Genomic DNA, 21703 nt, shown 5'->3' with positions numbered 1-21703 from the left:
TATATTATTTCTTTAAATGAATTTCACTAAATGAAAATAGTAAACGCTTTTAGGAGGAATTGTAACATGCAAGGAAAAGTAAAATGGTTTAACAACGAAAAAGGTTTTGGATTTATCGAAATGGAAGGCGCTGACGATGTATTCGTACATTTCTCTGCTATTCAAGGAGACGGCTACAAAGCTTTAGAAGAAGGTCAAGAAGTATCTTTCGACATTACTGAAGGTAACCGTGGACCTCAAGCTGCTAACGTAGTAAAACTTTAATCCAACATATAACAGGAGGTTACCTTACTTGGTAACCTTCTTTGTTATTCCTTTGTATATTTCCGTTTTACAGAGCAAAAACTATGTAAAATGCGCACTATACAAAGGAGGAATTATTAATGGGATCAGAAGTAAATGATTTTGAAGAAGTAAAATTCCGTGTAGAAACAGCACAAAAGATGGTAGGTTCTGCAACAATTTCAATGGATCCAGACACATTAGAGCATGCCACTACTGCAGTAGAAGCAGCTCGCTCACAGCTTGAAATTATGAAATCTGTTGCAGTAGATTTAGATGAACCATTTTTAATGAACGAGGAAAAGAAACTAAGCAAATGCGAGCAGCAATTAAACGAAGCAAAGCACTAAAAAACATCCAGAGAATTTTCTCTGGATGTTTTTTTATGACAACTGTTCTCCATACTTTTTCAATGTTTCTCCAACTGTACATTGTCTTATACAAAATGAATGTGCATAATATTTACTATTTGTCTTTCGATTATGTTCTCGCAAGAAACATCCTTCACAATATGTTTCTAATAAGTCATTTACCTCTGTAATGAGTTGCTTTTTATCCACCTTTGCACCTCTCTATTCGGTTATTTCTTTATGACTATCAATGACTGTCCCTTCTAATGCTTGCGTTGCTAATTGATGTGCTTCTTTATTTTGTTTTCTAGATATCGGATCACATACAAGTTTTAATTTCATTTGCTTCGCCTTTTGTTCAATTTGATCTAAATAATGGTTTAAATGCTCATCATAACAAGGCCATTCTCCCGCCAATTGCTGCAATACAACTTGAGAATCTCCGCGAAGTGTAACTGCTTCATATTTAATCCCTAATTCCTCGAGTATATTCATACCGTATAATAGTGATGCATATTCCGCTTCATTATTATCATCTATACCTTCTATATATGCATTGCGGCGAATGCGGTAGTTTGTATTTCCTTTTTTATAGTACACACATATACCAACGCCAGCTTCTTTCGTTTGCACATCATACCCCCCATCAAAATAAACGAGTATTTCTTGGGGCTCTTCCTCTACTTGTTTACTCAGTTTTTTCATTTCCTTTAATGACCATTCTGCATCCATTTCATCGTAAAATAAAAGTTCCTTAGCTCTTCCTGTTTTCTCAAAATCCTCTGCAAATTGAAGTATTTCTTCTATGTTCATATAATCTGTTGTTAATTCCGTCTGCAATCCTCGCTTCGTTTTATACAACCAATGAATTTTATATTTCATACTAGATTCCCCTTATATAAGACTTCTTATATGTAGCCAGCTAATGAAAGCCTCACTTTATTTTATTATATTTTATCTAGAGTCACAGCATTATATTCAATATGATTACATACAAAAAGAGCTATCCCTATAGGAATAGCTCTTTCATCTATTACATAAATCTTTCAAATTGTACTCGCTTATTAATCCAGTACATTACAGGCATACCAATGGCCATTACAACAAATTCACCGACTGCACATGTTAACCAAGACAACATAAATGGTAAACCCAATGCAAGATGAAGTTCAATTGCAATCATAAACATTGTAATCGTAAAGATAACCGTATTAAAAATCATACGAGCCCAAACACCTTTAATAAATCGCATAGAAATAATCGTTGCAACTAATGCAAGAATAGATTGCCCTACTCCAAATACTAAATCATAAGCGATCATAGGTGAGAAAAAGAGATTCGTTAAAAATACACCTAATACAATTCCGTAAATTGCTTTCTTGTTAAATACAATGAGATGATTAAACATCTCTGAAATACGAAATTGTACATTCGTAAAGCCAAATGGCTGAATAAGCATAGAAACAGCAATATATAATGCCGCTAAAATACCATTGCCGACTAAAGTTCTAATATTCATGACAAAATCTCCTTAGTTTTTTTACGTGGGATGGTTTCGAACCACGTTATTCTTTTTTTTAGCAACAAGATTATATTTTACGTGGTAGCCCCTCTTTCGTCAATAGATTCCTATCATGAACTACCTTTTTTCTTTTAGACAACGTATAATGAAACATATGAAAGATTTAGGAGGTTTCACTTCATGATAGCAACAATCCAAAATGAAAAAGTGATCGTTTCCATTTCTGACAAAGGTGCAGAATTACAAAGCGTTCGCTTAAAAGAAGACAACACACAATATTTATGGCAAGGTGATTCTACATATTGGGGACGCCGTGCACCAATTTTGTTCCCAATTGTCGGCCGATTAGTAGATAATACATACTACGTAGACGGTAGACCATATTCATTAACACAACACGGTTTCGCTCGTGATCTTACTTTCTCTGTGAAAGAACAAAGTGAAACAAAGATCACTTATATCGTTACTAATAATGAAGAAACGTTAAAAAAATACCCATACGAATTCGAATTACTCATTTCTTATGAGCTAGAAGGACAAAGCGTTCATGTAACATATGAAGTAAACAATCCTACTTCTAAAGAGATGTTCTTCTCAATTGGGGCACATCCTGGATTCAACTTCCCTTTATTGGATGGTGAATCATTTACAGATTATCACTTATCGTTTAATGGTTCGGAACGCTTAGAAACAAGCGTATTAGAAGGACCTTACCTTTCAAACAAAAAGCAATTAATCGCTGAAAATACAACTGAATTGCCACTTACATATGATTTATTCAAAAATGATGCGCTTATCTTTGAAAATATGAATACGAATGAAATTTCGATTCGTTCTCATAAACATAATAAATTTGTAAAAGTAGAATTTGATGGCTTCCCATTTGTCGGCGTATGGACACCAGGGGATAACGCACCTTTCTTATGTATTGAACCTTGGTATGGAATCGCTGATGAAGTAAATCCAGCAAAAGATTTCAAGGACAAAAAGGGAATTCAATCTTTACAAGCGAATGAAACATTTACATGTCGTTACAGCATCACAATCGGATAACTACTCTATCCCCTACTTCAAAAAAATATTTAAGTAGGGGATAACCTTATAATTTGGAGGTTTCTCATTTTGATTGAAGTATATATTGATGGTGCATCAAAAGGAAATCCTGGTCCTTCTGGTGCAGGAGTGTTTATTAAAGGCGTTCAGCCACCTGTACAATTATCATTACCACTTGGAACAATGTCCAATCATGAAGCAGAATACCGCGCTTTACTTCTAGCATTAAAATATTGCATCGAGCATAATTATAGCACTGTCTCTTTTCGTACAGATTCCCAGCTTGTCGAACGGGCTGTTGAAAAGGAATACGCAAAAAATAAAATATTTGCACCTCTTTTAGATGAAGCACTACAGTACATAAAAAACTTCGATCTCTTTTTTATTAAGTGGATTCCAAGTAGTCAAAATAAAGTAGCTGATGAATTAGCTAGAAAAGCTATATTACAAAATTAACGGGGGTATGAGTGTGAAAAAAGATTGGATTGCTCCTCTTGCTTTATTATTTGTCTCTTTTATTTGGGGAGCTACGTTTGTTGTCGTTCAAAATGCTATGTCTTTCGTTGGTCCATTTACCTTTAATGGTATTCGCTTTTTATTCGCTGGAATTATTTTATTATTCGTTCAAATGATTTTCTCAAAAAACACTTCAAAACAAGATATAAAACAGAGTAGCCTCGCTGGATTAATCGTTGGGTTCTTTTTATGTGTTGGCTATGTATTACAAACATTTGGCTTACTTTATACAACTTCTTCAAAAGCAGGTTTCTTAACAGGGCTTAGTATCGTTATGGTACCAATTTTGTCTTTTATCTTTTTAAAACAAAAAGCTACCATTTTTATCGTACTTGGTATTGCTGTAGCAACAGCAGGTTTATACTTATTAACAGTTGCTGATTCTTTCCAATTAAATATAGGAGATATACTTGTTCTCGGTTGTGCAATCGCTTTCGCTGCCCATATTCTTATTAACGGCTTCTTTTCTAAGAAAATATCACCTTTATTATTAAGCACATCTCAAGTATTAGCTGTTGGTATATTTTCTTCTATTTGCGCTTTCTTGTTTGAAGATTGGGAAAAATTATTTTCAGTATCACTATGGACGAATCAATCTTTTTTATTCGCACTCTTTCTAACTGCCCTGTTTGCAACATCTATTGCTTTTTTCATTCAAACATCGGCCCAAAAGCACACTTCTCCAACGAGAGTAGCAATTATTTTCGCAATGGAACCCGTTTTTGCTGCATTAACAGGCTTTCTCGTTGCGAATGAACAACTTTCTATTTCTGCTATTATCGGATGTCTATGTATTTTCCTGGGCATGATTTTTGTTGAATGGCCTTCCAAAACAAAAAAAGAAGCGCAGGCTGCGTGAAGTTATGCTTGTAACTTCCGCATAAAAGCCTTAGCGCTTTTTTTATCTGTAATTTCTTCCTCTTTCAATCGTTCTAATAACGCAACGAAATAACTACCATCAAACTGCAATTGATGTTTAATTGTCGCTTCTATTGCTGCGTTCACAATCCCATCAGACGCACCAGTATATCCTTGTCCGAACATAATAAACCCTTGTGCTTCCTCTGATAATTTAAATCCTTTCGTATGTAAGAATGAAAGATAATCTTCTACTGTTTGCATGTTATTCCCACCTACTCAAAAATTCTCCATCTCCTATCATACATGTTTTTACACGCTATGAGAATGAAATTTCTTTGACAACTTTGTAAATCGCTCTTCTAATTCGCTTGCAATGGAGGATTTCCTAACAATCTGAAGGAATATGTACAGTGGAACTTATTTCATATTAAAGGGGAGACACGATGAAACAAGCACTATTAATTATCGACGCTCAACAAGAATTAATTGATGGAAATGAGCAAGAAAATGAAGTTTTTCGTAAAATCGAGCTATTATCTACACTAAATACAGCCATGCAGAAAGCAATAGATTCCAATGCTCTTATTGTTTTCGTAAGAGATATCGATGTTGCTTCTGGCAGCGGAGAAGGATTTGAAGTACATAATCAAATTCAAGTACCTCAGTCTGCAATCTTTATTAATAAAGCAGCAACCAATTCATTCTACGGCACTTCTTTACTTGAACTTTTAAAAGAAGAGAAAATTGGCCATATCGTTATCGGTGGATGTAAAACAGAGCATTGTATCGACACCGCAGTTAGAACTGCGACTGTACAAGGATTTGATGTTACATTAATTAAAAACGGTCATTCCACAACTGATTCTAACGTATTATCTGCAGAGCAAATTATTGCTCATCACAATAAAACTTTACACGGTCATTATAACGTTGATCATTTTTCTATGGTGAGAGATATCGAGGAAGACCTCTTTCAGCCAACTCATGACCAATATCGTGATTAAATTAGCTCAAAAAAGAATCCTTCATTTAAAAGGATTCTTTCTTTATCCAAAAATTTGTGCTGCAATACTATATAGTTCACTATTTCTTTTTATTAACCGATTACTATTTTTCATCATAATTGGTGGTGTATTCACCTTTTTAAAACCAGCAATCTCTAATTCTTTCATGAAATCGTTCTTTCCTTCTGGTACATCCATTCTTAATTTTCCATTATGCCCTCTTGCTAAATCATGTACCATTCTCATCGCCATCGCATTATTTTTAGCAACGACTGGTCCTATTATTTTATTTTCTGGCGTTTGTATACTTATACCGTATCCTACTACATTTTCTTTCGTATCCTTTACAACGACACACTGCTCACTTTGCATAATTCTTTGTTTTAAAAACTCGTTTCGGCTTGTCCCAAATGCGCCTTTATCTATTTTTATTATTCCTTCTAAATCACTCTCTTTATAAACCATCATATATTCTTCATTTTCTGCACATTTATGATTCGCATTGTACGAGTTACAAATATATTTAGAAACATAGCTTACTACCCTAAATCCTAATGTTTCATATAAGGGCTTCCCTTCATCCGTAGCAATAAGCATACATGGAGTTTGAGCTGATACGCTATTCATACATGAATTCGTTATCATCTTTCCAATCCCTCTCCCCTTATAATCTGGATGTACAATTACCATTCCAATAGATGCCAACGCCTCCCCGTATAATATAATTGCTGCGCTAGCAATAAGTTCCTTTCTCTCATTCCAGACGCCGTATACAATACCTGAGTTAAAAACTGCTTCAATTTCTTCTCTGTTATAATCCCAGCCAATATAAGAAGATAACGCTACAATATCGCCTATTTGTTCTTTCCTAAGACGCTCCACCCTAATTTCCAATTCAATCATACTCCATCCCCTTATCTAGACATTTAAATCATTATTACTAAATCAACTTGTACATGTTTCCCTTTATTTGTCACACACATATGTTATTTTGACCAAGACTATATTGTAAATGAGGTGACAACATGCCCATTACGAATCGATTTTCTACCACCACTAACGGCGCACTCGCTATTACAGGTAATACTTTAGGCTTAAGTAAAATTAGTAATCAAAACCGTGCTGGTACAATCGGGGCCATTGGTGCGTTCGTAACTACGAATACAGCTTTACAAGTTCCTACTTTTCCTGCTGGTACAACATTAAACTATACACAAAATAGTTCTACCGCTATTTTAAATATCCCTGCTGGCAGTACTATTCTTTACGCAGAACTCATATGGGGAGGAAATTATTTAACTCGCGATCAAAATATTACAAGTGTTCTAGGAAATCCCGTTTCATTTACGACACCCGTTTCAACATACTCAATTACTCCTTCAGCTGTTACAGCTTCAAATCAAACATTCGTTTCAAACTCTATTACATTTGGCTTTTATACTCGTTCAGCAGACGTAACAACTCTTATTCAAGCGGGAGGTTCTGGTTCCTATACTACAGGAGCTGTCCCTGGACTTGTTGATCCTTTAGATGCTTCAAATGGATCTATTAACTCGGCTGGATGGACACTCATTGTCGCTTATCAAAACGGAACATTGCCTGCAAGAAACTTAACCATTTACGTAGCTGGTAACCGTGTTTCTGCTGATACTGGTAGTGCAGATGTAGCTGTTTCAGGATTTTTAACACCCGCAGGAGGACCTGTAAGCGGGAGATTATTCTTAAGCTCCACTGAAGGAGATGCAGATTTAACCGGGGATCAAGCATTATTTGGACCAAATTTCAGTTCATTAAATGCTTTATCTGGGCCAAATAATGCTGTAAATAACTTCTTCGGTTCTCAAATTAATAATGCTGCTGGAAACTTAGATACAACTGGGACATTTGGAACGCGAAATCAAAGTGCTTCTACAGGCACAAACATCTCCGCTGGGAGACAGGGCTGGGATATTACTTCTATTGATATTTCTCCTTATTTAACAAACTCACAAGTGTCCGCCGCAATCCGTTTAACAACTAACGGAGATGCGTATATGTTAAATACAGTCGGTTTACAAATCAACATAAATTCACCTACTATACAAGCAACGAAAAGCGTGAATAAAAGTGTTGCTGCAATTGGAGATATTCTCACTTATACAGTTACGATCCCTAACACCGGACTTCTTCCGGCGAATAATGTTACCTTTACAGACATTCTCCCTAACGGGACTTCCTTTATACCTGGCACTGTAACAGTAGATAATGTCCCGCAAACAAACGCAAATCCCGCCGCTGGTATATCTCTTGGAACAATCAATAATGGTGCTTCTCGTACAGTAACTTTCCAAGCTACTGTCGTTTCTCTCCCAAGTCAAAACCCTATCTCTAATACCGCTAATATTACATTTCAATATACACCTATCGCCGGAGGAACAACCTTTAACGGTCTTGCAACAAGCAATTCTGCTGGGACACAAATTAACCTGGCAGATATTAATGGAACAAAATCAGTCAACAAAATTTTTACCGATATTGGTGAAACATTAACTTACAGTATTGCCTTAGCTAATATAGGAAATATCGCTGCAACGAACGTTATATATACGGATCCAATCCCTAGCGGAACTACTTTCATTCCAGGAAGTGTAACTGTTAACGGAGTTACTCAAGCTGGAGCGAATCCCGCTAATGGTATATCAATTGGTTCGATTGCCGCAAATTCCACTACTACTATTTCATTCCAAGTGCTCGTTCCTTCTATCCCTCAAACAAATCCAATATTAAATAGTGGAACAACAACATATCAATATATTCCTATACCAAATCAACCTGCAGTAAGTGGGACTGATACGACAAATATCGTATCTACTCAAGTGAATAACGCTACTGTAACAATGGTAAAAGCAGTAGATAAAAATTTTGCAGATATTGGTGATACACTAACGTACACCGTTTCTTTTACAGGTACAGGTAATACAAATGCGAACAATATTATTTTTACAGATGTCATTCCTACTGGAACAACTTTTGTTTTAAACAGTTTAACAATAGATGGCACTACACAAGTGGGCGCAAATCCCGCTAACGGCGTGAACATTGGATCCATCCCAAGCGGCACAACAAAAAATGTTACATTTCAAGTAGTAATAAACACAATACCCGCGTCAAATGTCGTATCTAATGGATCAAATGCTTCTTATCAATATACCGTCAATCCTATCCAATCACCCGTTACAAAAAACATTTCTTCTAATCTCGTTTCCACTCAAATTAACAATGCGAATGTAACATTAACAAAATTAACTAACAAACAATTTGCCACAATTGGTGAAACGATAGGTTATACAATTCTTATTACAAACAGTGGAAATACAGCCGCTAATAACGTACAACTAACAGATCCACTTCCAAATGGAACGATATTAACATTAGGTTCGGTAACGCTCAACGGCGTTTTGCAAAATGTAGATTCTCTCGTTGCTTTACCTATTGGCACAATTCCTGCTGGAGCTACTTTTATCCTCTCTTTCCAAGTAACAGTTATTAATATTACTTCACAAAATCCTATCCTTAATAACGCTTTTGCCTCTTACATTTACACTGTAAATCCAGGTCTGCCACCAACTTCAAAAACAGCAAATTCTAATTCTGTTACATCTACAATTAGACTAGCAAATCTCCATGCTAATAAATCTGTAGATAAGACGTTTGCGGAAGTTGGCGATGTATTAACTTACACCTTTGCTCTTACTAACGATGGAAATGTTGCAGCAAACAACGTATTACTATCCGATTCCATCGCGAATGGCACTTCCTTTGTACCGAACAGTGTTATAGTTAACGGTGTTACTCAGCCGGGCATAACACCAGCTAGCATCAATATTGGTAGCATCAATGCTAATACTACAATTACAGCTTCATTCCAAGTAGTAATAACTAGCATTCCAAATCCAAACCCTATTTCAAATAGCGCTTTCGTCTCCTACAACTTTATCGTTGATCCAAACGCTTCACCTGTAAATAAAAACACTACTTCAACCACTACATTTACTCAAGTAAACGATGCAAATGTCATTTCAGCAAAAACAGTGGATCAAGCGTTCGCTACCGTAGGGGATATATTAACTTATACTGTTACTTTGACGAATGCAGGAAGTGTTTCTGCTGATAGTCCTACTTTCGTAGATACAAATCCAGACGGTACTACCTTTATTCCAAACACTTTTCTTATTAATGGTGTACTCCAAAATAACGCAGATCCAAATATAGGTGTTCCACTACCTTCCATTCCTGCTAACGGCTCACTTACCGTCTCTTATCAAGTAACCGTCACCTCTTTACCAACACAAAACCCAACGATAAATTCATCTAGTACACAGTATAGTTTTATTCTAAATCCGGGAGATCCACCAACTATAGAAATATCTGTAAGTAACACTGTAAGTACACAAATTAATTTAGCTAATGTAGTTATTGTCAAAGAAGTAGATTTAACTATCGCCGATGTAGGGCAACCAATCACATATACAATTTCTTTAGCTAATCTTAGCAATACTACAGCAAATAATGTTATTGTTACTGATATAATCCCTAATGGCACCACTATCGTACCAAATAGTATTTTTATAGGTGGTGCTTTACAACTAGGTGCAGATCCCAGTACCGGTCTTCAAGTCGGCTCCATTCCTTCGGGTGGTTTTACAACGATTGTTTTTCAAATAAGTGCAAATGGGCTACCTTCACCAAATCCAATTCAAAACAGCGCTTCACTTCAATATAGCTTTATCGTTGATCCAAATTTACCCGCTCTTGTTAGAAACGCTGCTAGCAATATAGTAACTACACAAATTAATACTGCTAATATCATTGCGACAAAGCTAACAAGCACAAACTTTGCTGATGTCGGTGATATCATATTATATGCGACTATTTTAACAAATAACGGGAATATCCCTGCTGCTAATGTAACGTTTACAGATATCATTCCAGCGGGTACCCTCTTCATTCCTAATACTGTAACGATTAATAATGTCCCTATAGCTAATGCAAATCCTGCTAACGGCATTTCGATTGGTACGATAGGAGCAAATTCATCACGCACCGTTGCATTCCAAGTTTTTGTACCAACTATCCCTGCTGTAAATCCGATTACAAATCAATCAGGCACAACATTCCAATATACGTATGATCCATCCAAACCCGCTGTGATGCAGATGGTTGCTTCTAACACTGTACAGACAACTATTAATAACGCCTCAATTGCCGCTACTAAATCGGCAGATAAACAGTTTGCTAACGTAAATGATATTATTACGTACACGACTACTTTAACGAATAACGGGAATACACTTGCATCAAATGTAATATTTACAGATGTAATCCCAAACGGGACATCGTTCATTCCTAATAGTGTTACTGTAAACGGGAATGCACTGCCTAATGTCAATCCAGCTAGCGGAATTGCAATCGATCCAATAGATCCGAATACAAATACGATCATCTCGTTCCAAGTACAAGTAAATTCTATCCCGAACCCGAATCCAATCCCGAACCAAAGTAATACAACGTATCAGTATGTCATAGATCCTAACTTACCTCCAGCATCCGCTAATGCGCTGAGTAACGTAATAACAACTCAAATCAATAATGCCACGATTATCGCTACAAAATCAGTGAACACACCGAATGCTACAATTGGAGATATCGTTACTTATACAATTGCAGTTACGAACACAGGAAATATCCCTGCTAGTGCTACAGTTTTAACAGATGGGCTTGGACCTGGTGCATCCTTCATCCCAAATTCCGTTACAATAAATAACGTTTCCCAACCTGGATTAGATCCTTCATTAGGGATTCATTTAGACGATATTTCACCAGGAAACACTACTTTCATTACATTCCAAGTGAAAATTCTGGCTATTCCACCTAGTGGAACTTTAACGAATAATGCTCTTGTAAACTACGAATATGCAGTGAATCCAGCTGAAACGCCAGCTATTGGTAGTACCGTTACAAACACAACAGTTACACCGATTATTGACGCTACTTTAGTAATAAATAAAAGTGCTAGTACAACTTTCGCTACGATTGGTGATACAATTACATTCACTTCATCTGTTACAAACACAGGAAATACTACTGCGAACAACATTGTTTTTACAGATACAATTCCAAACGGTACTACCCTTGTCCCAAATAGCTTTAAGATAAATGGTGTAACCGTCCCGAATGCAAATCCACAAAACGGTATCAATATTAGTAACTTAAATTCAAATGCATCGGTTACACTCAGTTTCCAAGTAAACATCACAACGCTTCCAAACCCTAATCCAATTCCGAACAAATCATCGCTTCAATATAGCTTTATTGTTGATATAAATGAACCGCCTGTTTCACGAACAGTTCAATCCAATACAACTTTTACGCAAGTAAATTCAGCTTCCGTTATCGCAACGAAAACTGCGAGCAGTGCATTTGCCGCTGCTGGCGATACAATTACGTATACAACTACTCTCACTAATAGCGGAAATACTACCGCAAACACACCTGTTTTTATCGATATATTACCAACTGAACTTTCATTCGTTCCTGATAGCGTACAAATTAATACCATCCCACAACTTGGATTTAGACCAGATAGCGGAATCTCTTTAGACTCAATTCCAGTTGGAGGAACGACAACAATTAGCTTTCAAGCTATCGTTGGCTCAATACCAGCTACAAATCCAACTTTGAACCAATCCAGTACGACATACTTGATCATTGTTGACCCTACCCAGCCACCGGTGACAGAAACAGCTACAAGTAATCCAACTTTAGTTCAAATTAATGAAGCAATTATTCAAGCAACGAAAAGTGTGGATCGACTATTTTCTGACGTAGCACCTGGAAATTCATTTTTAACGTATACAGTTTTATTAGAAAATGTAGGGAACACAACTGCTACGAATATCATTTTTACAGATCCTATTCCAAATAACACAATATTTATAGAAGATAGCGTTCGAGTCGGCGGAGTTTTATTGCCTGGGGTAAATCCAGCGAATGGAATACCAATTGGGGATATTATTGCAGGAGATTTTACAAACGTCACCTTCCGCGTTCAAGTAGTTAGTATTCCAAATCCAATTTTCACAATTGGACCTGGTGGACCAAACTCACCGGTTGTAAATAGTGCCTCCATTGACTATCAATTTATTACAGGACCTAATTTACCACTCGTTTCAAGAAGTACGACATCCAATCCCGTTGCGACACAAATAAATTCCGGAGAAATTGTGGCAATCAAATCTGTAGATAAAACTTTCGCAACGATTGGCGATACAATTTCTTATACAATTACATTAAGTAACCCTGGAAATGTCACTTCACAAAATATAATTTTCACAGATATTTTACCTGACGGAACGACATTCATATCTGGCACTCTTACAAACGATTCTGGTACACAGCAAATCGGAAATCCAGCTAGCGGGATACAGATTGGAAATATAAACCCAAATGGAACGGCCGTTATTTCTCTCAACGTACTTGTTACAAACATTCCAAGTATAAATCCTATCTCTAATTTTAGTTCCATACAATTTGAACATGTGATTGATCCTAGCCAACCTTCTGCATTACAAACAGCTGTATCTAATACAGTTTCAACGACCATTAATAGCGCAGTATTAACTACAACAAAAAGTGTTGATAAATCTATTATTTCCGTCGGGGATACACTTACGTATACAACGACTATTACGAATACAGGAAATACACCAGCTACAAATATAACTTTTACAAGTGCGATTCCTCCTAGTACTACTTTTGTACCAGATTCGGTCACTACAAATGGCATCCAGCAGCTTGGTGCACAGCCAGCACTCGGAGTAAATATACCAAATATCGCTCCTGGTGAAACAGTAACTGTTACTTTCCAAGTAAATGTGATTTCTGTTCCCCCTTCAAGCTCAATTATGGGTAACGATACAATTTTATATTCTTATACTGTTGATCCAAACGGAACTCCTGCTACTACTTCTACTTCAACAAACATTGTTACAAACCCTGTATTAGATGCTATGATAATGATGATTAAATCAGTTGATCAAACAATTGTAACGCTAGATGATACCATTACCTATACGACAATTTTAACGAATAATGGTAATACAAATGCAACGAATATTACTTTCACCGACCTTATACCAGATGGTACAACGTTTATTACTGATAGCGTTACAATAGATGGCATCACGCAAATTGGTCTTAATCCTAATACAGGTATAACGATTGGAGCAATTGCTCCTAACAGCTCAATATCTATAGCATTTCAAGTTACCGCTACTTCTACACCTGTTCAAAATCCTATTGCCAATTCCGCTAGTGCTTCTTACACATTTATCGCTGATCCAAATGCCCCTATTGTTTCAAGAAATGTTACTTCAAACACAGTGTTCACTACGATTAATACAGCTACCATTCTTTCATTAAAACAAGTCGATAAATCCTTTAGTCGTATTGGAGACACACTCACTTATACTGTCGCTTTAACAAACAATGGAAACTCATCCGCACAAAATGTTATATTTACAGATACAATGCCGAGCGGAACTACTTTTATTGCAAACACATTCTCTATTAATGGGGTTCCTCAAAGTGGTGCGGATCCATCGAATGGTGTGAATATTGGGACTATAACAGCCGGGACTACAGTAACCGTTTCGTTCCAAGTTACTGTAACGTCATTACCAACGGAAAACCCCATTGTAAATTTCTCATCAACATCGTACCAATTAGTCTCACCACCTGATGCAGAAACTTCAATTAGCAATCCTGTTTCAACGCAAATTAAAGAAGCCATATTATCCATGACGAAAAATGAAAGTGTATCCTTTGCAGATATCGGGCAAACTGCTTTTTATACTACTTCTATTACCAATGTAGGAAATACCGATGCAACTAACATTGTTTTCACAGATGTATTACCAAGTGGACTCACATTTGTTCCTAACACATTAACTGTCAATGGCGTTTTACAACCTAACGCGAATCCAAATACAGGTGTATTACTTGCAACACTTCCACCAAATGAAATATATAGTATCGTCTTTCAAGTGACAGTGAACAGTATTCCTCCTAGTAACCCAGCACCAAATACAGCATCAACGACGTATGAGTTTACTGTTGATCCAGGTAATCCGCCAGTATCGAGTACAGCTACTTCCAACACTACACTCCTTCAAATAAACAACGCAACTATTATTAGCACAAAAACAGCAGATCTTACTTTCGCGGATGTTGGTAATACAATAACATTTACACTTAACCTCCCTAATACCGGGAATGTGACTGCAACTGATGTAACTATTATTGACATTCTTGATAGTAATTTAAGTTTCGTTCCAAATAGTTTCACAGTTAATGGGCAAACCATTCCAAACGCTGATTTATCTACTGGTGTAAATATTGGTTCCATTAATGGTGGTAATGCGGCAATCGTTACATTCCAAGCAACTGTTATTACACTTCCAACACTTAATCCCATTTCTAACTCTGCTTCTATCACATATCATTATGTCGTTGATCCTAGCCAGCCACCTATTACAACTTCCAATCAATCTAATACAACGACAACACAAATTAATAGCGCTACCCTTACTGCACAAAAAAATTCAAATGTATCTACGGTAGATATCGGGCAGGATATTACCTACACCGTTACAATTACAAATAGCGGAAATGTTAGTGCGACGAATGTTATTTTTACCGACCTTATTCCAGACGGAACTTCCTTTGAACCGAATAGTTTTACACTGAACGGAACTAGCATCCCAAATGCAAATATCATTACAGGCGTTCCAATTGGTGATATTGCGCCAAACGAATCTGTCATCGTAGCATTCCATATTAATGCCAATGAAATTCCGCCTATAAATCCAATTACTAATCAAGCTAGCGTTAGCTTTCAATATATCGTTAATCCAGCTAATCCTCCAGTTTCAAAAAACATTACTTCTAATAGCGTTTCAACACAAATTGAAAGTGCTATTTTAAATACGATTAAAATAGGAGATAAAGCATTTGCAACGATTGGTGATACGATTACGTATACAACAACTATTACGAATACAGGAAATATCCCAGCTAACAATGTTGTATTCTCAGACCCTATACCATCGTGGACACAATTTGTTGCAGGATCAGTTGTTGTTGATGGAACTCCATTAACATCCGCTTCTATCATTGACGGCGTTGGCATAAATACAATAACTCCAAATCAAATCGTAACAATCGTATTCCAAGTTCAAATTGTAAGCAACCCAACAACGCTCACACCTGAACTCCAAAACTTAGGATTTGTTAACTTCCAATATAACGTAGGCAATGCATTACAGGCTCAACCTGGCAATGTGGAAACGAACGTCTTCGTTACCTCTATTAATTCAGCAATACTTTCAGCTGTAAAAACTACTAATACAGCCTTTGCAAATATTGGAGATACAATCACTTATACAGTTTTGATTCAAAATAATGGCAATACAAACGCTACGAATGTAAATTTCTCAGACATGGTTCCAGCAGGAACAACCTTTGTTGAAAATAGTTTTACTGTAAATGGAAGTAGCCTTCCAGGCGCAAATCCAAATAACGGAGTTAATATCGGAACAGTTAACGCGGGTAGTTCCTTAACCGTTACTTTCCAAGTCATTGTTACATCAACCCCACCTTCAAATCCGATTACAAACGTAGCATCTATTCAATACGCATTCATCGTTGATCCAGCCTCTCCTCCTGTTACAAGTACGATAAATTCTAATAGCGCTTCAACACAAATTAATAACGCGACTGTTACAACTGTTTTACAAGCAAATCGAACAATCGTATCTATCGGAGATGTAATTACGTATACAGCAACATTAACGAATACTGGAAACTTCCCTGCAAACTCTGTATTACTCATTAACGGAGTTCCTGAAGGAGCATTATTTGTTCCAAATAGTGTTACGCTCAACGGGATTTCACTTCCAGATGCAAGTCCAACTCTTGGTATTCCAGTTGGTATTATCGCACCAGGTGATTCCGCTACTATTACGTTCCAATTTCTTGCAAGTTCTATTCCACCGCAAGGAGCGATTATAAATCAAGCACTTACAAGTTACACGTATATTGTCGATCCAAGTCAACCTCCTGTTACAGCAACATCCTCGTCTAATACGGTTAATACAGCTGTTGTTGATGCATCGTTATCCGCAATTAAAAGTACAGATTCTCTCGTACAATCTACTGACGGTACAATCACTTACACAGTAGTCGTTCAAAACAACGGAAATACTACTGCAAATACAGTTACTTTAACAGATTTGGTCCCAGAAGGAACTGCATTTATTCCGAATAGCGTAACTATTAATAGTGTTTCCGTTCCAGGTGCCGACCCTAACGTAGGAATACCATTAAACCCCATCGCACCGTCAGAAATCGTCACTGTAACATTCCAGGTTATCGTTCAATCTATTCCAAGCGTGAACCCAATTTCTAATACAGCCCGTATTGACTATACTTTTATCGCCGATCCAACTGCTCCTATCATCTCTCGAACAATTACTTCGAATCCAGCTTTCACACAAATTTCGGATGCGACTATCCTTTCTTTAAAAGCAGTCAATGCACAACAAGCAACAACAGGTGATATTTTGACTTATACAATAACATTAGAAAATACAGGAAATATCCCAACTACGAATCTCACATTTTCAGACACTATCCCTCAAGGGACTACCTTTGTAGAAAATAGTTTTACACTTAACGGAACAGCTATACTTGATGCCAATCCTAATGTAGGTGTTACTTTGCCTAACCTAGCTGCAAACGCTACGCACCTTATTGCGTTCCAAATTCTTATTAACGATTCATTCTCGCAAGAATCAATTACAAATCAATCCAACACAACTTATACAATTCAGCCAGACCCAGGGCAACCGCCTATTACTGAAACATCTACTAGTAATATCGTCATTACAAATTTCGTGCAAGCACAATTGACAATTACAAAAACATCCAATCCAACAACTGTTGATATTGGCGGAACTATACTTTATATTTCTGAAGTAAAAAATATCGGCAATGTTGACGCAATAAATATTAATTTCACAGATTCTATTCCAGCTGGGACTACATTCGTTCCCGATAGTGTCACAATTAACGGTATCCTTCAGCCAGGTGTAAATCCAGAAAACGGAATACCGATTGGAACAATTCCAGCAAACAGTTCCAAAACGATACTATTTCAAGTGCAAACAAATAATCCACCTACTGAAACCGAAATTGTAAATCAATCTTCAGCAACTTACCAATATGTAAGTATTCCTGCAGCCCCACCAGTAAATCGTTCTGCAAATTCTAATATCGTTACAACATCACTTCAAAATGCAAATATTATTTCTGTTAAAAGTGCGGATGTAACTTTCGTATCAATCGGGCAAATTATTACCTACACAAATACACTTCAAAATATAGGAAGCGTTCCAGCTAACAATACCGTTTTCATTGATAACATTCCAGAAGGTACTATATTCATTGAAGATAGCTTAGCAATAAATAATGTAATTCAGCCTGGCGCTAATCCTGAAAACGGAGTAACTCTCGGCACGATACAACCAAATGAAACAGTCACTATTTCATTCCAAGTACAACTTACAAATATACCAGAGGGCAATACAGTCATTAATATTTCAGACACTTCGTACGAATACCAAATTGACCCTAGTTCTCCAATTATTCAGCGTAGATCGTTATCAAATGCAGTAAATACTGAAGTGCGGACGGCAAATGTTAGTGCCAGTAAATCCGCCAATAGATCCATTACACGCATTGGTCAAATCATCACATATACAGTCGCAGTTACAAACGCCGGTACAGTACCTATTACAAATACTCTCCTAATTGACGCAATTGCAGCTGGGACCACATTCGTTCTAAATAGCATTCTTGTAGATGGCATACCGAGACCTAATGAAAATCCAATTACCGGTATCAACCTTGATATTATCCTTCCAAATAATACAATTATTGTTACTTTTCAAGTAAGCGTAGTCTCTATACCGCCACAAAATAACATTAATAATATCGCAGTCATTCACTATGAGTATGAACCAGACCCAAGCGCACCACCAATTTCAGAAACGACATCTTCCAATAGTACAAATATACAATTTATTGATGCTATTCTTATTGCTACAAAATCCGCTAATACTGTATTAGCTAACATTGATGAAACCATTGAATATACAGTATTCATTCAAAATAACGGATCGACTACAACTAACTCCATCTTTTTTACAGATACTATAGCGGATGGAACAGTATTTATTCCAGGAAGTGTAATAGTTAACAATACTGTACTTCCTGCAGCAGATCCGAATATCGGCTTTTCCATTCCTAATGTCGCAGCAGGTCAAATAGCTACAATAACATTCCAAGTTTCCGTTACGAATTTACCTGTTGTAAATCCAGCACCTAATACTGCAAACATCGTCTACGACTTTATTTTCAATCCTGACTTTGCACCAATTCAAAAATCTACTACTTCCAATACTACTTTCGTTCAAATTAATGATGCTGATATCGTTTCACTTAAAACTGTTGATTTGACCTCTGTAACAATTGGTGACATTTTAACTTATACAACAACTTTAACGAATACAGGGAATACGGATGCCACTGCTGTTGTATTTACAGACAATATACCTGATGGAACAACTTTTATTGACGGTAGCGTTTTAGTAAATAACATTCCTCAGCTTAACGCCAATCCAAGTGCAGGTATACTTGTAGGAACGATTACTCCTAACACTTCTATCCCAGTCACATTTTCTGTTACCGTCGTAGCTCTTCCTGCTAGCGGCCATGTTCAAAATCAATCAACTTCTCGTTATACAATAAACGCGGAAGAACAAATATCGACTAGCAATATTACCTTCACTGAAGTTATTTCTGCTAATGTAATTGCGACAAAAACAACGCCTATCCAATATGCTGACTTACAAACTATCATCCCTTATACAATTTCCATCATAAATAACGGAAATATACAAGTCGAAAACATTATTGTTACAGATATCATCCCAGCAAATACGAGCTTTATAGAGAATAGTGTTATCGTGAACGGCAATGCTCGGCCAAATGACAACCCTCTTAACGGTATACAAATTGATAACATTCCGCCTAATACGACAGCAACTATTCTATTCCAAGTACGGGTTACTTCGATTCCACAAACAAATCCAATCTCTAACACGAGTACAATTGAATATGAATACACGGTACCAGATCGACCACCTATTACCGAAACTATTATTTCATCAGCTGCCGCAACAGAAATTAATCACGCGAATTTGAATAGTAATAAGGCTGTTGACCTTGCATTTGCAACGGTTGGTGATACGTTAACGTATACGATTACACTAAATCAAACCGGTAATGTTGCAACAAATGATGTAAACATTCAAGATATTATTCCTCAAGGTACTACGTTTATAGAAAATAGCGTCATTGTAAACGGAGAAGCTCTTCCAGGAGTGAATCCAGTAAGCGGCATACCAATTGGCACTATAATTGTTGGTGGAGATGCTATCGTTTCATTCCAAGTAACTGTGACTTCTATTCCAACACCAAATGAACTAAACAACAACGCAATTACTACTTTTAACTATATAGTCAACCCAAATAACGTACCCGTTACAAATACGACTACAACAAATACCGTCACAACTACTGTCCAAAATGATAATGTCATTGCCATAAAATCTGTTGATGTAACGAATGCCTTACCTGGTCAAACTTTAACGTATACAATTACGATTACGAATAGCGGTAATGTAACGATTGAAGACCTTCTTGCCATAGACACCGTACCAATAGATACGACTTTTGTTGCTGATAGTGTTACGATTAACGGAATCAATCAGCCTAATGAAAATCCTGAAAATGGTATTACGTTAGGAAATCTTGCTCCTAATGAATCTGTTATTATTACGTTCCAAGTGACAATATCTTCTTCTACTCTTCAATCTACAATTAATAATGATGCTTCTGTTTCCTATACCGTTATCATTGATCCAACAAAACCACCTATTACAATTACAAAACAAACAAATACCGTTACAACGACAGTCATTGATCCGATGGTTCGCATTGAAAAAACAACTGACAAATCTATTGTCGTTATAGGAGATATCATTACATTCACATTAGCGGTATTTAATCACTCCCCCATTCCGACAATCAGTACTTCTGTTATAGACAGCATTCCAGCTGGTACAACATTTATAGAAAATAGCGTAACAATTAACGGTACTTCGGTTCAAAATGTTCGTCCAGACACTGGTATTAATATTGGTTCTTTATCTGCAGATACAGTAGCAACTATAACATTTCAAGTTCTCGTAACTTCTATTCCTTCAAACAGTACAATTATAAATTCTGCAACAGTTACCGCTGCTTTTCAATTGACACCACAGGATCCAATTATTACTTTCATTGTTAATTCAAATATTGTTCGTATACCAGTTCAATTTGTAACTGCAACAGTCACGAAAAACGCTTCCGTCAGCTCCGCTTATTTAAACCAATACTTTGATTACACGGTGCGTATTACAAATACTTCCGAAATTTCACTCTCAAATATTTCTTTACAAGATACCATTCCAGCAGGTTTACAATTTATAAACGGCACTGTCTTTATTAACGGTGAACGCTCTCCACTAGCGAACCCAAATATCGGTTTCCTAGTTGCCACTAATTTAGAGCCAACTGAAACAATTATCGTGTTATTCACCGTACAAGTAATAAGTCCACCTATTAATAATCAATTTAAAAATACGGCCAATATTTCGTTACAACTTCAAGTCTCGCCTACCGATCCACCAATTACAGTAACCGTTACAAGCAACGAAAACATCGTCACCTTTGTTCCAGAAAATCCAGACGAAACACTTCCAAATTTAAATTGCTTCTTTGACGGTGAACGCTTCATACGGATTACTCCCCAAAATGCAAGAAATTACCTTTGGACTTGGATTTGGTGGAATTAAATTAAAAAAGAGATTGTAGTTTGGTTGAAACCAAATTACAATCTCTTTTTCATTGCC

12 protein-coding genes and 1 riboswitch are annotated in these 21703 nt (G+C 36.6%); of the genes, 7 read left to right on the top strand and 5 right to left on the bottom strand.

Going from position 1 to position 21703, the window contains the following annotated elements; translation table 11 throughout:
* The first annotated feature begins 66 nt into the window (after positions 1–66).
* Together cspB and NZ044_RS08275 are read left to right on the top strand one after the other, a co-directional pair.
* Positions 67–264, top strand: coding sequence for a cold shock-like protein CspB (gene cspB / locus NZ044_RS08280; protein WP_001161731.1), 198 nt, complete (start codon positions 67–69; stop codon positions 262–264).
* 119 nt (positions 265–383) lie between these two features.
* A complete protein-coding gene (locus NZ044_RS08275; RefSeq protein WP_000534400.1) occupies positions 384–632 on the top strand; it encodes a DUF2564 family protein in 249 nt (82 codons plus the stop codon).
* A gap of 33 nt (positions 633–665) precedes the next feature.
* Here NZ044_RS08275 and NZ044_RS08270 read toward each other — a convergent pair whose 3' ends face one another.
* The 3 genes from NZ044_RS08270 to NZ044_RS08260 all read right to left on the bottom strand — a co-directional run bounded on the left by NZ044_RS08270 (position 666) and on the right by NZ044_RS08260 (position 2151).
* Entirely contained in the window at positions 666–842 is a 177-nt protein-coding gene (locus NZ044_RS08270; RefSeq protein ID WP_000358801.1) for a zinc-finger domain-containing protein, read from the bottom strand.
* A gap of 12 nt (positions 843–854) precedes the next feature.
* Entirely contained in the window at positions 855–1514 is a 660-nt protein-coding gene (locus NZ044_RS08265) for a ribonuclease H family protein (RefSeq protein ID WP_000875533.1), read from the bottom strand.
* Between the two features lie 151 nt (positions 1515–1665).
* Positions 1666–2151 carry a QueT transporter family protein gene (locus NZ044_RS08260; RefSeq protein WP_001026464.1) on the bottom strand — a complete coding sequence of 162 codons (486 nt, stop codon included), beginning with the start codon at positions 2149–2151 and terminating at the stop codon, positions 1666–1668.
* A gap of 6 nt (positions 2152–2157) precedes the next feature.
* Positions 2158–2202, bottom strand: a riboswitch (PreQ1 riboswitch).
* Positions 2203–2334: 132 nt separating this feature from the next.
* Between NZ044_RS08260 and NZ044_RS08255 the strand changes: the two genes are divergently transcribed.
* The 3 genes from NZ044_RS08255 (at position 2335) to NZ044_RS08245 (ending at position 4582) form a co-directional block, all read left to right on the top strand.
* On the top strand, positions 2335–3207 hold the full coding sequence (locus NZ044_RS08255; protein WP_086389880.1) for an aldose 1-epimerase family protein: 873 nt from the start codon (positions 2335–2337) through the stop codon (positions 3205–3207).
* A gap of 69 nt (positions 3208–3276) precedes the next feature.
* The gene (locus NZ044_RS08250) at positions 3277–3663 is read left to right on the top strand and encodes a reverse transcriptase-like protein (protein WP_000573877.1); all 387 of its coding nucleotides are present in this window, start codon (positions 3277–3279) and stop codon (positions 3661–3663) included.
* Positions 3664–3676: 13 nt separating this feature from the next.
* The gene (locus NZ044_RS08245; RefSeq protein WP_063675165.1) at positions 3677–4582 is read left to right on the top strand and encodes a DMT family transporter; all 906 of its coding nucleotides are present in this window, start codon (positions 3677–3679) and stop codon (positions 4580–4582) included.
* 2 nt (positions 4583–4584) lie between these two features.
* Here the strand turns inward: NZ044_RS08245 and NZ044_RS08240 are convergent, their stop codons facing one another.
* Positions 4585–4845, bottom strand: coding sequence for a DUF6123 family protein (locus tag NZ044_RS08240; RefSeq protein WP_001195212.1), 261 nt, complete (start codon positions 4843–4845; stop codon positions 4585–4587).
* A gap of 182 nt (positions 4846–5027) precedes the next feature.
* Between NZ044_RS08240 and NZ044_RS08235 the strand changes: the two genes are divergently transcribed.
* A complete protein-coding gene (locus NZ044_RS08235; RefSeq protein ID WP_000806312.1) occupies positions 5028–5588 on the top strand; it encodes a cysteine hydrolase family protein in 561 nt (186 codons plus the stop codon).
* 42 nt (positions 5589–5630) lie between these two features.
* Here NZ044_RS08235 and NZ044_RS08230 read toward each other — a convergent pair whose 3' ends face one another.
* Positions 5631–6491 carry a GNAT family N-acetyltransferase gene (locus tag NZ044_RS08230; protein ID WP_000571020.1) on the bottom strand — a complete coding sequence of 287 codons (861 nt, stop codon included), beginning with the start codon at positions 6489–6491 and terminating at the stop codon, positions 5631–5633.
* A 122-nt stretch (positions 6492–6613) separates the two neighbouring features.
* Here NZ044_RS08230 and NZ044_RS08225 point away from each other — a divergent pair, with 122 nt between their 5' ends.
* Positions 6614–21646, top strand: a complete 15033-nt coding sequence (locus tag NZ044_RS08225; RefSeq protein ID WP_340949658.1) for a DUF7507 domain-containing protein — start codon at positions 6614–6616, stop codon at positions 21644–21646.
* Positions 21647–21703 lie beyond the last annotated feature (57 nt).

This window comes from Bacillus sp. FSL K6-1338 (assembly GCF_038006965.1).
Taxonomy (GTDB): domain Bacteria; phylum Bacillota; class Bacilli; order Bacillales; family Bacillaceae_G; genus Bacillus_A; species Bacillus_A thuringiensis_S.
This window is presented reverse-complemented; position numbering and strand designations above follow the sequence as displayed.

Excerpts from the sequence above, each read along its gene's own strand:
- cspB (WP_001161731.1), top strand. The coding sequence starts at position 67 with ATGCAAGGAAAAGTAAAATGGTTTAACAACGAAAAAGGTTTTGGATTT.
- NZ044_RS08275 (WP_000534400.1), top strand. The coding sequence starts at position 384 with ATGGGATCAGAAGTAAATGATTTTGAAGAAGTAAAATTCCGTGTAGAA.
- NZ044_RS08265 (WP_000875533.1), bottom strand. The coding sequence starts at position 1,514 with ATGAAATATAAAATTCATTGGTTGTATAAAACGAAGCGAGGATTGCAG.
- NZ044_RS08260 (WP_001026464.1), bottom strand. The coding sequence starts at position 2,151 with ATGAATATTAGAACTTTAGTCGGCAATGGTATTTTAGCGGCATTATAT.
- NZ044_RS08255 (WP_086389880.1), top strand. The coding sequence starts at position 2,335 with ATGATAGCAACAATCCAAAATGAAAAAGTGATCGTTTCCATTTCTGAC.
- NZ044_RS08240 (WP_001195212.1), bottom strand. The coding sequence starts at position 4,845 with ATGCAAACAGTAGAAGATTATCTTTCATTCTTACATACGAAAGGATTT.
- NZ044_RS08235 (WP_000806312.1), top strand. The coding sequence starts at position 5,028 with ATGAAACAAGCACTATTAATTATCGACGCTCAACAAGAATTAATTGAT.
- NZ044_RS08230 (WP_000571020.1), bottom strand. The coding sequence starts at position 6,491 with ATGATTGAATTGGAAATTAGGGTGGAGCGTCTTAGGAAAGAACAAATA.
- NZ044_RS08225 (WP_340949658.1), top strand. The coding sequence starts at position 6,614 with ATGCCCATTACGAATCGATTTTCTACCACCACTAACGGCGCACTCGCT.